Origin of the sequence: Zooshikella ganghwensis DSM 15267 (assembly GCF_000428585.1) — a bacterium.
GTDB classification, from domain to species: Bacteria; Pseudomonadota; Gammaproteobacteria; order Pseudomonadales; family Zooshikellaceae; genus Zooshikella; species Zooshikella ganghwensis.
The window spans coordinates 13,800-29,380 of the sequence record NZ_AUAF01000052.1 but is presented as its reverse complement, the minus strand read 5'-3'; the positions used below and the strand labels follow the sequence as shown (position 1 = coordinate 29,380).

12 protein-coding genes and 1 riboswitch are annotated in these 15,581 nt (G+C 38.4%); of the genes, 4 read left to right on the top strand and 8 right to left on the bottom strand.

Annotation, left to right across the window (positions count from 1 at the left end; all coding sequences use genetic code 11):
* Nucleotides 1-247 precede the first annotated feature (247 nt).
* From F607_RS32845 to F607_RS35495, 8 genes are all read right to left on the bottom strand, one after another.
* Nucleotides 248-3,022, bottom strand: coding sequence for a calcium-binding protein (locus F607_RS32845; RefSeq protein WP_027708417.1), 2,775 nt, complete (start codon nt 3,020-3,022; stop codon nt 248-250).
* Nucleotides 2,991-3,269, bottom strand: coding sequence for a hypothetical protein (locus tag F607_RS0112885; RefSeq protein ID WP_027708416.1), 279 nt, complete (start codon nt 3,267-3,269; stop codon nt 2,991-2,993). Before F607_RS0112885 ends, F607_RS32845 begins: the two co-directional genes overlap by 32 nt.
* A 43-nt stretch (nt 3,270-3,312) precedes the next feature.
* Nucleotides 3,313-4,185, bottom strand: coding sequence for a hypothetical protein (locus F607_RS0112880; protein ID WP_027708415.1), 873 nt, complete (start codon nt 4,183-4,185; stop codon nt 3,313-3,315).
* A 691-nt stretch (nt 4,186-4,876) separates the two neighbouring features.
* Nucleotides 4,877-5,941: a transposase gene (locus F607_RS0112875; protein ID WP_027708414.1), complete on the bottom strand. Its 1,065-nt coding sequence runs from the start codon at nt 5,939-5,941 to the stop codon at nt 4,877-4,879.
* Between the two features lie 377 nt (nt 5,942-6,318).
* Nucleotides 6,319-7,896, bottom strand: coding sequence for a sensor domain-containing diguanylate cyclase (locus tag F607_RS32840; RefSeq protein ID WP_051311446.1), 1,578 nt, complete (start codon nt 7,894-7,896; stop codon nt 6,319-6,321).
* Between the two features lie 75 nt (nt 7,897-7,971).
* Complete coding sequence (locus F607_RS29565) at nt 7,972-9,144, bottom strand: L,D-transpeptidase family protein (RefSeq protein WP_169719793.1); 1,173 nt, start codon at nt 9,142-9,144, stop codon at nt 7,972-7,974.
* A 576-nt stretch (nt 9,145-9,720) separates the two neighbouring features.
* Complete coding sequence (locus F607_RS35500) at nt 9,721-10,029, bottom strand: type 2 periplasmic-binding domain-containing protein (protein WP_230400403.1); 309 nt, start codon at nt 10,027-10,029, stop codon at nt 9,721-9,723.
* A complete protein-coding gene (locus F607_RS35495; RefSeq protein ID WP_230400402.1) occupies nt 10,022-10,417 on the bottom strand; it encodes a type 2 periplasmic-binding domain-containing protein in 396 nt (131 codons plus the stop codon). Before F607_RS35495 ends, F607_RS35500 begins: the two co-directional genes overlap by 8 nt.
* Nucleotides 10,418-10,639: 222 nt before the next feature.
* On the opposite strand from F607_RS35495, the gene F607_RS32835 reads away from it, so the two are divergent.
* The 4 genes from F607_RS32835 (at nt 10,640) to pyrI (ending at nt 15,402) form a co-directional block, all read left to right on the top strand.
* A complete protein-coding gene (locus F607_RS32835) occupies nt 10,640-12,469 on the top strand; it encodes an adenylate/guanylate cyclase domain-containing protein (protein ID WP_027708413.1) in 1,830 nt (609 codons plus the stop codon).
* 92 nt (nt 12,470-12,561) lie between these two features.
* Nucleotides 12,562-12,756: riboswitch (yybP-ykoY riboswitch) on the top strand.
* Nucleotides 12,757-12,774: 18 nt separating this feature from the next.
* The gene (locus F607_RS0112850) at nt 12,775-13,332 is read left to right on the top strand and encodes a TMEM165/GDT1 family protein (protein ID WP_027708412.1); all 558 of its coding nucleotides are present in this window, start codon (nt 12,775-12,777) and stop codon (nt 13,330-13,332) included.
* Between the two features lie 671 nt (nt 13,333-14,003).
* Entirely contained in the window at nt 14,004-14,927 is a 924-nt protein-coding gene (gene pyrB, locus F607_RS0112840; protein ID WP_027708411.1) for an aspartate carbamoyltransferase, read from the top strand.
* Nucleotides 14,928-14,946: 19 nt separating this feature from the next.
* Nucleotides 14,947-15,402 carry an aspartate carbamoyltransferase regulatory subunit gene (pyrI, locus tag F607_RS0112835; protein WP_027708410.1) on the top strand — a complete coding sequence of 152 codons (456 nt, stop codon included), beginning with the start codon at nt 14,947-14,949 and terminating at the stop codon, nt 15,400-15,402.
* Nucleotides 15,403-15,581 lie beyond the last annotated feature (179 nt).

Here is a 15,581-nt window from a genome sequence, read left to right as displayed (position 1 = left end):
ATGAAGTAATACGTCTTGGTCCCCTGCATAACAAAGCGCCCTTTATTAAAGTCGTTGCTTTTAGCCAAGTAGCTGAACTCATTAAAGGTGCAAATGCGGATAAAATCGTTATAATTGAGTCAGGCAATGACGGTCCCTTCCTTGGAATGGTTTAATTTTTTTGTCAAAAAAATTGTGCCGTCATTGCCACTTGAACTCCAGTTATTCTGCTTGTTTTCTACCAAAAAAATCAAATTCTGCTCATTATTTAAGCATACTTGCTTAAGTTAAATGGCCAAAGTCGAGTAATATTGATTTGATTATAATCACGCAGGGTATTATTTCGCTCATCACCCGCGACCGTGTCGTGATTAATATATTCATTTAAACTGGGATGATTCAGCACAATTTTAGCCAGTACACTACTCACTTCGTTGCGTATGCGCTTCGAATAAACACCCAGATTTTGCAGTGTATTGATGGCAGCATTTAATTCTTCCACTTTATCAGGGCGGTTTAAACTGACTAAATACGTTTCTAATGCTTCTTCATTTAAACGGAAATAACGACTGCCGGATTCAAAGTAGGCGGATAAAATAGTGTCATCAAATAAAATCTGTGCATTTAATTGTGCAGTGACGGAACGTTGGAATTTATCAAATTCTGCTTTTAAAATCGGTGCAGCGCGACCATGGGGATTAGGATCCCGTTCGCCCCAACACCAAGTCCCTAAATAACCGCGGCCCACCACTTTTTCCAGGGTCACGAGTTTACGCGCATCAATCACATGCCCATAAACCTTTTTAGGATCACGACTATTTGGATCGACATCCGTGACACCCGCCCACTGATAAATAATCGCAAGCACCATGTCATTGCGTTTTTGATAGTCTGACTCCGCCACAAAGGCTTTCACCATGGATAAAAGTGTTTCATCCTGAGTCATGGCTTGCTGTAAATCCAGTAAGTTGCCATAACCTCGGGAGTTCGGTAACGCTAGGATTTCATGGGTCCAGTTGAAGGTTTCCGTTGTTACACGACGGGTAGTGTTGGTTTTAAACCATACGTCTGCACTGTCGGTTTTATGGCCATCATTCCACGTGACGTCACTAGTCTGACGATGTTCATTGCCTTGAGCATCAGTATGATTAGAGTCTTCATAGGCGGTTGAGAGGCTTTTTATACCCATATCCGCAAGACTGGATAATTCATCATTATCCGTCAGGCCGTTTTCGTTTTTATCTTGCCAAACACGTAACGATGAATAAATCGCATCCTGGGCATCAATAACACCGTCTTTATTATCATCAAATTCCGCTAACGCATCATAGCCGTGTTTCGCTTTTTGACCTGAAGCGAGTGTCGTCTGGTTACCAAACAGTTCAGCACCAGAATCCACCACACCATTATTATTTTTATCCCAGACCAACAAACCATCATCACGTGATACCCAGCCTGTGGATTCAGCAAACGCATTACCATCGTGGTCAAAATAATGTTTATCATTTACCGAAAGGGTCTCGACACCATCACCATCTAAATCGATAATAATCGGCGAGGTGACTTTTTCAGGATCGTCAAAATCGGGTTCTTCCTCTTCTTCCTCAACGGTTTCAAGGTGAATGCCCAGTGCGTCGTCACTATAATTATTAATGGTTAAGCCACCATTAATGACTAATGTTGAGCCGTTTTTAACATAAGTGAATTTACCATCAGTACTGTAATAGGTGTTTTCAGGATCATCTTCGGTGCGTTCACCACCAGTTAATTTTGTACCATCTAAAAACACAGTGCCATCTTTACCACTGTCATTAATAGTATCTTCACTGTCAGCGTGATAGATATCTTTACCTTGCCCACCTTCTAGTTGATCTGCGTTTTCACCGCCATCAAGGATATCTTTATCATCTCCTCCTTTCAGAATATCATTACCCTCATCACCAAATAAGTGATCCTCACCCTTACCTCCATCAAGGGTATCAATCCCCGCCTCCCCAACAAGAAGATCATTACCATCTTCTCCATTTAATGTATCATTGCCCTCTCCCCCCCATACAATATCATTTCCTTCCTTAGCATTAACTGTATCATTTCCTCCAAAAGCTAAAATTAAATTATCACTTAATTCACTTGAATTATTGTCAACATTAGTAGCTAATGAAGTACCCTCAATCGTTGTCCCTTGGTCATCACCTACAACAATATTCAAAACATGAATATCATAGTCACTCACATCTACATCATCAAATAACTCAGGTCCATAGCCTTCAATTAATTTATCTTTAGCAGGTTGTAAAGCTTCTTGAACGGTAGTTATTTGATTTGCCGTTCCCGCAACTTGATAATCACGATTACCTTCTACAATCATATTTCTGTGGTTTGAACCACCACTTAAATTTCCGAATCGTTGCTCATAAGCGATAATTTTATCCCTAAACGTATCAAAGTCGGCACTATACTGTTCAGGATTAAGCAACATTTTATAAATATCTAGAGCATCTGAGGTAGTAGGAGGCTCATTATTATAAAGACCAAATAACTCTGACTCCATATAACGTCTCTTTGCAATCCCATTAGCCTGATTACGGTTCCAACCATTACTACTATATCGATTGCTATTATACCGGATTTCATACCAAGCACTCGCTCTATCCCCACGCTGAATAGCTGCCGTCAAATCATTGCCAAGACTGCCACTGTTGTAGTACATACAACTTAATGCTGCAAACTCAAAGGTGTCACGAATATCGTTAATATTTAACTGATTTTCAATACGCTCTGCTATAGCATTTCTCGATGGTACATTATGGGTATATCCTCCATTATTATCACTTCCCCATCCACCGCCAAGCAATATTTTTTCAAGTATAATACTAGATTGAGGATCTGTTATTTCAAAGTCATTATTAATGCCATAACTTCGAACAGCTGCATTTAGTGCTGTTCTAACAGTATTTTCATTTTGATTATTTGATATAATAGTTCGGAAGCTTGCTAATATTCTTGAATGCCTACTTTCTCGCTGTTTCTGCTGGTAACCCAAGTAAAGTACGACGTTCGTTTTCTTGTGTATTTGAGGCAGCAAATACACCGATTTCTTCCAAGACATAACCAAGAATATTATTTTGGCTTCGTCCCTCAATCATAAATCCATCACCAATAGTCAAAAGACCTTCACTATCGTTATATGGAGTTGTTCTAAAATGTTCAAAAAGCCTAAGATAAGTTTTCACCGTTTCAATATAAGGATTTCCATTACTTGATGAAATCTGGTGATAATTAATTGGCATATCATTATTCCTAATACAAAAGATACGACTTTATAGAAAAGCTCTACTTCATTTCATCAATTACATTAAATCTACACTGCTCAACTGTAGAGCCATTTTCAATCTTATAAACTGAAAACAAATAGTCACTATCCATTTCCCCAAAACCATAATACCAGCGATCAAAGTAGCTTCTTTCATCAAACATAAAAAAATTCATATTTAGTCTACCGCTTAATGGTAACGGAGGAGTATTTTTTTCACCGCCTCCGTCATAAAGCAAATATGAAAGTTTACTAAATTCAAAACTTTTAATACCAAAAACTGCTGCTGCATTAAAAACAGCTGCATCTAGGGTAGGAGGTGTTTTTCTAGTTCCATACCCAACACATCCCCCATAATGCATAACAATAACATTATCGTTTTTTCCATCATTATTTACATCTAATATTAGCTGGTATATTGGACTATGTTCTATCCAGCGACCACTATTAAACCTTATAAAATCTAAAAAATTTTCATGCTGTTCGACCAAATATTGACGATACTTCTGCTGAAAATTATCTTTTAAAGATTTAATACTGTTTTTAGTTTCAAAAGGATCCCCGTAGTACAAAAAATCTTTGATCCGAGGATAGTACACTTCTTGTTCAGACACGTCTAAATTTATTATTCCAGGAAGCTTTATATCAGTCTTAACTAACGTAAGTGGTGTTCGCCTATCGCAAAACAAAGCTTTATTTAGCTTGCGATCAGACAAGGCTTTACCGTAAGCTTTACAAACTGCTCGGTTTTTTCCTTTCATAATTGTAATCTTATATGGCCCCCAAGAAGAAACTTTCTCTTGAGAAGGGTTATTATCATGAGCATAACTATAAATACTTGAAATAACATATAACAAAGAAGCTATTAATAATTTCCCACAAAGTTGTTCCATGCTAAACTCCATTGATGCTCCATGATAACAACAAAAATACAGGCTTGTATTTTATATTATTGTATACTTACTCTGAACATCTCCTGCTCTCTTTTCCCTGATAAAACCTTACTAAAGACAAATCCCAACATTCCTTAATAAGTATCACAGACTGTTTGTCTGCCTCCATTCATTAGCACTACCTAATCAATTTGGCACAGCATTACATATGTTAATTTTGAAATGGTATTTAATGCAAACTATGTAGTCAACAATTAAAGTACAAATCTTAACCTGCACAATACTCCTAAAACAGATGTTATTTCATGGCAAATCAAAGTCAATACAGTTTATTACAAATTTCAACGATCTACACCTGACGACTTATTTACCTAAAGATAAACACCTTAACAGGTTAAAATCCCATAACTTAAGAGGAATTGATAATACCATTGAGTCAACTGCTTGCCCTGATGAAATACTTCACTTTTTCTGTAGTGAAGCATTTGCTTAATAGAACATGTCAGACAAAACTTAATTAACAAATAATTACCCTAAATCGCTCAATGGATTAACCTTTAGTTAATACTTTTATCGTTACCGACATGTGCTTGAATTCATTGTCTTCCACTGTTTTCTTGCAGAACAATCCCATTCAAACTTACCTTTAAAACTATTTTGTAGTTGTTCTGTATCAATACTCTAGACACTTTTACGCAGCCATAGCCCCATATTTGCTCATCCGTTCATATACTTGAGCAATTTTTAGAATACTTAAGCTTAACCCTAACTTGTCAAAAAGTATTTCCATTAAATGTTGATTAAATTTTTTACGTAACTGGCAGTAAGTGAATCCTGTATACTGTTTAGCATCTCTAAATAGAAATTCAATTTGAAAGCGCGCTTTGTAATACTTAATTATCACCAGAGCATCTAATTCCGTGTCCGTTGAATAAAGCAAAACTCTACCGGCTTTATTATCTCTCGTTTGTTTCAACATCACGACGTTAATGGCACGTTTAAACGTTTTTGAATAAACCTTTTTTGTGTAAATCTCTATACCTTCTTGTAAACGACCAACGTGCTTAAAACGATGTAGATCCTTTTCAAAACGGACCTTTCCATCAAACTTTTTGGGGCGTCCAACTCCACAATATTCCCTCTCATAAAACCATCGTAAATCAGCATCAGTTCTCAGCTCACCCACAAGCTTCAATCCAGCTTTAATTATTGGAGAGACAAACTTTTCTTTACTGTAATAAGCATCACCAACGAGATATAAAACACCTTGCTCTTGTAGCTGTGGGGCTATTTCTACCACTTGCTCAGCATAGGCTTCTACCCGTGTTTTCTGGTTTTGGTCAAGGGTTTGACAAACATCTAAGGCAAACGCTGTATTTAATTTAAGATCAATCAAACTGATAAGCGAAGCCTCTAAGCCATGCTGACTTTGACCTACTGATCCATTATAAAACCACCCCAAGCCCTCCGTCAGCTTGCCAGACTTGCTGATAAAGCTGGCATCAATAGCAGCGATACGGTCATTTTCTGGAAGAGCGTGCGCAATTATACGACGATTAAACAGAGCAAAATCAAATGACCGGCTATACCAACGGCTAAAACGTTTTTCACTCATATCACTGTAACGGTTCATATTTCTATAGGTTGCCTTGCCTTGAAATACGATTAGTGTCGTCAACAATGCTGCTATAAATGTACGCTGAGACTTATTAACATTGGACATTGAGCGTAAAACCGTTTTTACTATGCTTTCCAAAGATAGATTCCTGTGACAATACGACTTTGATAACCGCATTCTCGCAGTTTCTATCTTTGGTACAACCTACCACTCTCAGCCAAAAACTGTCTACAGTATTGATTTAACTAGAACTCTAATCTAGAGTTTTGCTAGCAAACTGATTTTATTAACCTTTCCTTATATACGTCAATATACGTCAATATACGTACAATAGAAGCAACATCCCCTACTATAACTAACTTAATTATATTGCAATAAACATTTTAATGGCACGATAACCTCACTACCTAAGACTTGTGCTTGGTGCTCTGTATGTGAGAATTATCTGTAACTTACAATAGGTAAACTACTCAAGACCAACTGTATTCAACGAAAAGTACCTTCTACTCCAAAGTTCACTGATTGATATCCTCATCCACAGTCTTTGGCAACTCACTAAATGCAACAACACCATTGCGGCCTCTGCGTTTAGCTTCGTATAGTGCTTTATCTGCCATGTTGATTAGCATGTCGGGGTTTTGATGGGGTATGGGTGAGCATGCCGCCACACCAATGCTAGTGGTCACTACTTGGAACTCACTGCCGGGATGGGGAATTTCTGCTTGCTTTAATACATCAATAATACGTCCTGCTAAGACTTTAGCACCAGCTTCATCTGTTAAGGGAAGGATTGCAGCAAACTCTTCTCCTCCATAACGTGCTAATAAATCATGGCGACTTTTGACGACATTACGAAAAACATCTGCGACTAAAGCCAAACAATCATCTCCTTCTGGATGACCTAGCGTATCGTTGTATCGCTTAAAAAAATCCAAATCAATCATGAGTAACGCAATAGGGTTGCCTGTGCTAATAGCACTATTCCAAGCACTTGCCAGGTACTCGTCAAAACGTCGCCGGTTGGCCACTTGTGTTAACTCATCAAGGCGAGCATTATCAAACAGCTGCAGATTAACCTGAGCCAATTGGTCCATTACCTGTCCACGCTTTTGAATTTCTGCTGCCAATAAATCCCGTTGCTGAAAAAAATCATTAACCAACGATGCTAACCTGCCATATTCATCATCCCGTGATAATAGTGTTTTTAATTCACTCGCTGTATTTTTATCTAGAGAATTAGTTAATTGTTTTAGAGGAGAAAGCACCCAGACTTGTAATAAAAAATACGTAAGAAATAACAAACAAATAATGGAAAAACCATTCACTATGATGAGTTGAGTAGAAGCATCATAAAGCTTTTTTAAATCTTCTAAGTGGGTTGTTGCTGTCAGAAAAGCAACTGGCTGTCCTGAAGCCCCCCTGAAAGGTAGGCTAATACGAATATTCCAAGGATTATTGATTGTTGAGGATGGTGATAAGTGGTTATTGAATACAATACTTGCTTTACTGTCAGTGAGTAACGCAATTTGTTCTAAGTAGTCTTCACCTACAGGCTGAGCCAGTACTAACCATCCTGTCGCTTCACCTAAACGCTCATAATCATCACTGCTATGGAGAGGACATGCAGCAAGCTCAAAAATAGCTTGTTTATATCGATAAAATCCTTGATAAAAATTTAATCCTTTAACTGACTTTAACGTGTCTTTTTGTAATGGCTGCTCAAACTCAGGCAAGCTATCCACAATAAAGCTATAAACTGTTTTGTATTCAGAATTAACAATCCAAGTATGTGTTATACCAAACTCAGGGAGGCTGGTATCAATGTTAACTTTAGCCCAGTGACGATCCAGTTTTTTAGAAAAATCCTGCATCTGAGTCCATAGACTATAGTCACTGCAAGCACTACGTAACGTTGTACCAAGGCGCGCAACCATACGTGATAGGTTTTGATGTAAAAAGGTCTGACGATATTCTACTAATTCTTGAGTAGACTGATTTCGCATCCATGTCATCCAGCCTTCCAGACTCAAAAAGCCAAGTGATAAAATCACTAGAACCGTTAAAATACGCCGTTGCACTTGCTCCTTATACATTGCCCCCAACTTCGCTAAATCATTAAGTTTCTTTTAAATTTAGCAGAAGGTGGGTCATGCACTATATATATTTGATTATTGATCTGCCATGGAAATATAACGTTGCTTGTCCATTTTATAAATATCCTTCGCAAAGCGAAGCTCACCATCTTGGTTCACCCAAGCTGTAAGATAAGTAATATAGACAGGGACTGGCACATTTAGCGAAAGGGTTGTCATCTGACCAGAATTTAATATTTGATCAATTTTTCTACGTGAGTAATGACGATTACTTTTTAAGAGCTGCTCAGCTAGTTGTCTTGGTTTTTCTACTCTGACACAGCCAGAGCTTAACGCCCTGTTTTGTCGGCTAAATAAATATTTCTGGGGGGTATCATGAAGGTAAATAGCCTGACTGTTAGGGAAGTTAAATTTAAACCGCCCTAAAGCGTTATGCGAGCCTGAACTTTGTCTGAGTTGATAAGGAAAAGCTGAGCGATCAATGTTCTTGTAGTTTATGTTTTCCCAATCAATATCATCATAATTAACAGTGACGACACCATTATCCTTGTATTGAAATACGCTAAAATTATTTTTTTTCAAGTAGTTAGGCTGTTTTTTTAACTTAGGAAGTATATCTTTAAAGGCAATTTTACTCGGTACAGTCCAAGTGGGGTTCACAATAATTGAACGAATAGTATCGACCATAAGAGGCGTTGGCCTGTATGGTTTACCCACAATAACGCGCATAGACAACTTGACCTCTCCTCTTTCTACATATTGCAGCGAGTAATCTGGTACGTTGACTAACACATAATTTCGTCCTAGATCATCAGGTAAACGCTCCAGTCGCTTTAGATTGCGAGCTATGAGTTGTGCTTTTTCTTTTGGGCCAGCGGAGAGTGATAAATAAGTTGCTTTATTAATATGGCCAGAAGCTGGTAATTGATGACGACGCTGATAACGCTGTATTGCTAAGTAGAGAGGATCAGAAGGTACTTTATGATCACCTGTTGCCGTTAGCAACTGGTTCAGCAGTACATTCTTGTCCTGTGGGGTAGAAAGCATAAACTGATCATAGCTAGGTAAAGATTGCCATGCTGAACTTTGCGCTAGCTGATGGTATCTAAGAAATGCCATTGATAACTGATAATACTGTTGGCTTGCCACAGCCATTGATGAGGAAAAGGCTTCTCCGTGAAAGGCTACAAGCATCAATGTAAGGAAACTACTGATCTTACATTTCTTTTTCAAAGTGACCAATGTCATATCAGGTACTACTATCATCCAATGAATGTATGCCCAAAAGGCGTTTTACTAAACTGCGTTCTTTAAATACTGTTAAATTATAGTTGCTCACACATTGCCAAAAAGAATGAAAATGAATGACTCATTCTATTACTACATGACAAAGTTATAAGTAAACTTTCCACAACTTATGCTTCAAATTTTATTTTTTCTAACAAGTAGCAACGTTCAGCTATCCCTCTACAGAACAAGTGCAGAAGTTATACCCTTGGTTTTGGATATATAAACTCACATATGTTTTTTTGAGTGATAGATTACGGGCAGGAAAATTAACACAACTTAAAATGATTCTCTATTACACCCTAGAATAAAACACAGTTGTGTGATTTTTTTAAAACTAAATAGGTCTAAGAGGAAGCAACTCTTACCTCTACCACATCACATTATGAGCTAGAAGGCAAAACCTGATAATACCAAAGCTTGCCCATTCATCAATCAACTTTCAGCTTATATGTTATAATCTTAATACTACCGACTCAGGTACTTCGACATGATGGCTGAAACATCAACTTTTTTTAAAGCTGTATTAAACTTCTGCTAAATCTCTTTACCTTTTTCACTTTTACGAAAGCAAATATAGAGCTTTTTATCCTCAAGTAATGTTTCGTTAAATACAATATTCCCCTTGATCTTTTTCAACGCTGGATCAGTGTCTAACAAATAAGTCATAACATACTTATCGATAACTGCAAGTTTGACTCTTTTCGCATTGAGCTTTAATAAGTTCTTAACATCATCTCCTGCACTATCCACCTTTATAGTGCCTGCTTCAGCCATTTGATCAAACTCAGTAGTATTAACATAACCACTGATAGTACCAATTTTAAAGGGTTTTAAATCACTCAAACTCTGCCAAAGTTACAGGATTATCTTTTCTCTGTGCAAAACCTAAAGGTCCATTCCCCATCGGTTCAGAAAAAATAAAGTCCTGCTCAAGATCAGCTGAATAATACTCTGGAAAATAACCGACATATTTTTCATCATTTTTTGCCAAATTAACGGCTCGTTTCCAAGGGTAAAAGTCAACGACTAATTCAAGACCTGCCTCAGCAAATACCGCTTTAGCAACAGCTACAGATGTTCCTTGGCCAGGTAAGCTTTCACCGGTATAAGGTGGCCAATCCAAAGAAGTCAAATAAACCTTGTTATCAGCAAAAGCCAAGTTAGCTTGCATCCCGGCTATCAATAACATCAAACAGACTGTCATACGAAATACACTTATAGCTTTCATCATTACACGACCCTATATTCCTGAATAAATGACGCACCTTCATATTCTTTATACTCAGTTCAGCTGCTTAGTATGGGTAAGATATAAGTTCTTCCTAGCTTGCAACATTGCACATCTATCAACCAATAAAGTAAGGTATTAATTCATTCAACAACATTTCAGGAAACAGCTACACTCAATCAACACATTCAACATCAAAGTAACTGGCTTTATAAACAATCGTTCATGAAAAAAATCACTTTGACAGGTCTGCTCACTTACGGCTTTTCGCTCATACTGCTTATTGCTGTCATCAGTATCTTGTCACTTGGACTTTTTAGTACTGAAAAAAACACCGAAAAGCTTTTTAATCAAATTGCCGAGATAGGGATAACGTCAATTGAAGACCAGCTGAACAGTCACCTTCGTCCAATTAATAACCAGTTAGAATATCTAGCATCATTGATTGAGTCAGGCTACATAGCCACCAATGACTCACCGCAGTTCAATAAGTTATTGCAAGGCACTTTAGCGGCCACGCCCCAGGTTGTGGGAATAGCTTATGTCGATGAACAATATTTTGCGCGTTACTATGCAAGAGACAAGACAGATGTCTTTAAAGACTATTGGCGTGACAATCCGCTAATCACCCACTTACTAAGTGCTCAAGAAACAACCACACAAGTGAAATGGCTTGACCCGGTTTATATTGAAGGTTTGCACGCTAGCATCATTCAAGCTTATCGAAAAATTACATTACCCAATGGTAAAACAGGTTTACTGTTAACAGGCGTTACTCTGGAAAAGCTTAGTGATATTGTCAAAGAAAGCGCAAAAGATATGCGGCCCGTTATCTTTTTACTCAATAGTCAGCAACAACTTTTAGCTTTATCTAGCCCAGACTACCACCCAGGTCGTTTTGTCAATATTGAGCATCCAGCACCCACTTTAGCGAACCTCAATGATAATCACCCACTCAAAGCCATTTGGGATGCCAACCAAAAACCCAGTAAGTGGTTAAAAAACCCTTCAATAAAAGGCCATAGCATTTCACTGGATGATAATAAATGGGAGTTTATTTACACCGATTATGCTGGGTTCGGCCACTCTTCATGGACCGTGGGTATTTACTTCAGCTACGACCAATATGCCGATATTGAGCAAACCTTTATTCATTTACTAATTGCCAGCTGTTGTATTCTGCTGGTAATGATGGTACTTGCTGTTGGTGGTGCACGCTTCATTGGCAACAGAATAAGACATATAACCACTATGTTTGCTAAAGTCGGCCAGGTTCCATTAACCAAAGTGCCCAGGCTGAGTAAACAACCGCTGCAAGAGCTTGACCTACTTGCCAACGCATTTAATAACATGCTGGATGCTTTACAATCTCATGAAAACCTGAGAAGACTATTTGGTCAGTATGTCCCCCATAACATTGCCAAACAACTCATACAGTCTAATGGCACGCTAGATCCTAAAATTCAAAAAGCAACCATTGTTTTCATTGATATTGAGGGATTCACGGCCCTGGCAGAGCAAATCTCTCCTCAGCAGCTCATTACCATGCTGAATGAATACTTCTCCCTGATCACTCGTATATTAGAAAAACATGATGGTGTCATCACCCAGTTCCAAGGTGATGCGGTATTAGCTGTATTCAATATCAATTCCCCTGCTGAACATGCAAATCAAGCATTGACAGCAGCTATAGAAATACAACAAGCACTTAGCACCACATTATTTTGTAATCATCCTATGCGCTGCCGCATTGGCATTAATTCAGGGGAAGTTATTGCAGGAAGCGTTGGCGCTAAAGATCGGCTGAACTATACGGTACATGGTGATGATGTAAATCTCGCAGCGCGTTTGGAAGGACTCAACAAAGAGTACAACACCCGAATATTGATTTCAGAAGCCACTCACCATTTAGCACCAGACATCACTTGTCGAGAAATTGGCAAAATCCACATTAGAGGAAAACAACGAGTAGTCAGTGTTTTTGCGCCAAACTATGACCGTAATGGCAATGCATCAAAGCAAGGATATGTGCACCAAACAGCCGATGAGTACTAGGGCCTGTTAGCACTTCCAATGAACGTTAACCATTATCATGACAGGTCTGCAAATAAGCCACTATTGCAGAAAGTTACTAGTGAGGTACAATCAACTCCGTCTTAGGGGAGTAGCCGCTTGTAAAGGCAAACCGTTCATCACGGTTTTTCCTTTCAGGATTTAGGTCAACATAATTGATTCCTCAATGAATCATGGCCTAAATGCAACAGCCACCGCTGTTTTGGCAAGACCTTTGACACATGACTCCTTCGCAAAGGGCGGGTGGAGTATGTGTCATTGGAACAAGCCCGCCCTGAGAGTTCACTATGAGTGCATTACTTTTTTCAACGCTTTCTGTTGCGCTAGCTGAAATCGGTGACAAAACCCAATTATTGGCGCTATTGCTTGCTACACGCTTTAAAAAACCAGTCCCCATTATCCTTGCAATAACAATCGCTACACTTGCCAACCATGGGCTGGCCGCGGCTTTAGGTAACTACCTCAATCACCTGATCAATCCTAACTACCTATCGTGGATTGCAGCTACAGGTTTTATACTGATGGGTATCTGGGTTTTGATACCTGATAAGCTTGACGATACTCCAACAAAAACACATCAGTGGGGTGCATTTTTAACCACACTCGTATTGTTTTTTCTTGTCGAAATTGGCGATAAAACACAAATAGCTACTATCGTACTGGCAACCCACTATTCAGCCACCCTGCAAGTCATCATAGGAACCACAATGGGAATGTTGCTAGCCAATGTACCTGTTGTAGTGTTAGGCCAATTTGCTGCAGATAAGCTACCACTTAAATGGATTCGCTGGACCACTGCTTCTCTCTTTATTCTACTGGGAGTAGCAGCTCTCCTGTTCACGTAGTGGTTTTTAGTAATACCTAAACTCGTATTTTCGATACCTGATCACAATAAAACTTGTTTTTAAAACAAAATCATCTAGCTATTGGGGTTGTGTTTTTGATTTTAATATGTAAAATTCCCGCAATTTTGTGTGAGTGGAAGCCATCATTATGGCACATTAGTGATATGTCCTTACAACACCACTTATTGCTGTAAAAAAGGGTATATACTCTCAGTGAAGGATGTTAATTGGTAGGGTGACGTCATGATAGATGACAGCAATAGTAGCTGAGACTCACCCTTTTTGACTAAGTTTGCACTATACCTCTAATAGGGTAGCAGGCAAAAATTTAATATGTCGTATAGCAAACAGGAGAGGAAAAAGTAATTGTGAATATTGATGGGCAAAGACAAACGATACCAGCTACCAACAACTATTACCTTGTTGGCACAGCATTAGCCCATTCCTCTATCAATACCAACAATACCAATACCTCTACTCCAACCTCATGGTTCTGTAAGCCAATAGCTTTCAACATTATATTCCTGATCCAAATGCTTGCTGTAATCTGGCAATACCACCCATTTAAACACCAGATAAACAACCGAACCTCTATTTTTTTAATTTATTTTCAGAAATTTAAAAAGCCCCGTAATAGGGGCTTTTTTTTGACCCGAAAAAGCGAGTGAGCCATGGCAAACCCTCTGTTTCAGAAAAATATAATATCTATTTCAGACTTAACACAAGAACAAATGGAGTTAATTGTTCGCACAGCTGAACGATTAAAGTGTGAGCCCCCCCCACCTTTACTCAAAAATAAAGTAGTTGCCAGCTGTTTTTTTGAAGCCTCTACACGTACTCGACTTTCATTTGAAACAGCGATTTTACGCCTGGGTGGTACACACATAGGCTTTGATAATGATGCCAACACATCTTTAGCCAAAAAAGGGGAATCACTCGCAGACTCTGTCAAAGTGATTTCTTCCTACACTGATGCCTTTGTCATTCGTCATCCTCGAGAAGGTTCCGCACGGCTAGCCAGCGAGTTCTCTACCGTGCCTGTTATTAACGGTGGCGATGGTGCAAATCAACACCCAACGCAAACGCTTCTGGATTTATTTACTATTTTTGAATGCCAGGGAAAGCTAGAGGAGTTGACTATCGCATTCGTTGGTGATTTAAAATACGGCCGAACTGTTCATTCTCTTGCGCAAGCCTGCTCCTTATTTAAATGTCGCTTCTTTTTTATTTCACCAGAAGCATTAGCAATGCCTGACTACATTCTTGAAGAATTAGATGAAAAAGGCATCAAATACCAAGTATCCCAAAGTATTGAAGAAGTCATTAATGATGTTGATATTGTCTACATGACACGTGTTCAAAAAGAGCGTTTTGATGAAACGGAATATAAACATATAGCCTCCAAGTACATCTTAACCGCTGAAATGCTGAGCGATGTCAGAAAAAATTTAAAAATACTTCATCCTCTACCTCGGGTAGATGAAATCACTGTCGATGTGGATAAAACCCCTTACGCGTATTATTTTGAGCAAGCACAGAATGGCATCTATGCTCGTCAGGCTTTGTTAGCGCTTGTATTAAACGAAACCCTTTAACCTGTAGGATAAAAGCACCATGGCTAATAAATTATTGGTTGAGGCCATTCGCAAAGGTACTGTTATTGATCATATACCTGCGGGCCAAGGCATTAAAATTTTAAAACAATTGCATTTGGTTGATGGCAACGAAAAAATTACCGTCGGCTTTAACCTGCCAAGCCAGGAAATTGGCTTAAAAGATCTTATTAAAGTAGAAAACCGGTTATTTACAGAATCAGAGGCAAATGAACTTTCTTTATTTGCGCCTAGTGCAACCATAAATGTCATCGATAATTATGTGGTTAAAGACAAGTTCACCATGTCTACCCCTAATGCCTTAGAAGGCGTATTTGATTGCCCTAATTCAAACTGTATTTCACTTCACGAACCTGTTACCAGCTACTTTAAAGTAACTAAAAAACACGAAAGCATTTACCTGAAATGCAAGTACTGCGAGAAAACGTTCAGTAAAGAGATTGTAGCGGGGCTATAACCCCCTACTTTCCAATATACTCTACATGTCGCACTATTGATTTCACATCTTTGTAAGTAGCTATATATACAAACTTATGAGTCACTTAAAATATATTCATCAATAGATAGATGCTTAATAAAAATGTCCAAATTGAAGCATATGCTCTTTGATAGTGCACATATACTTCATTTTTAGCT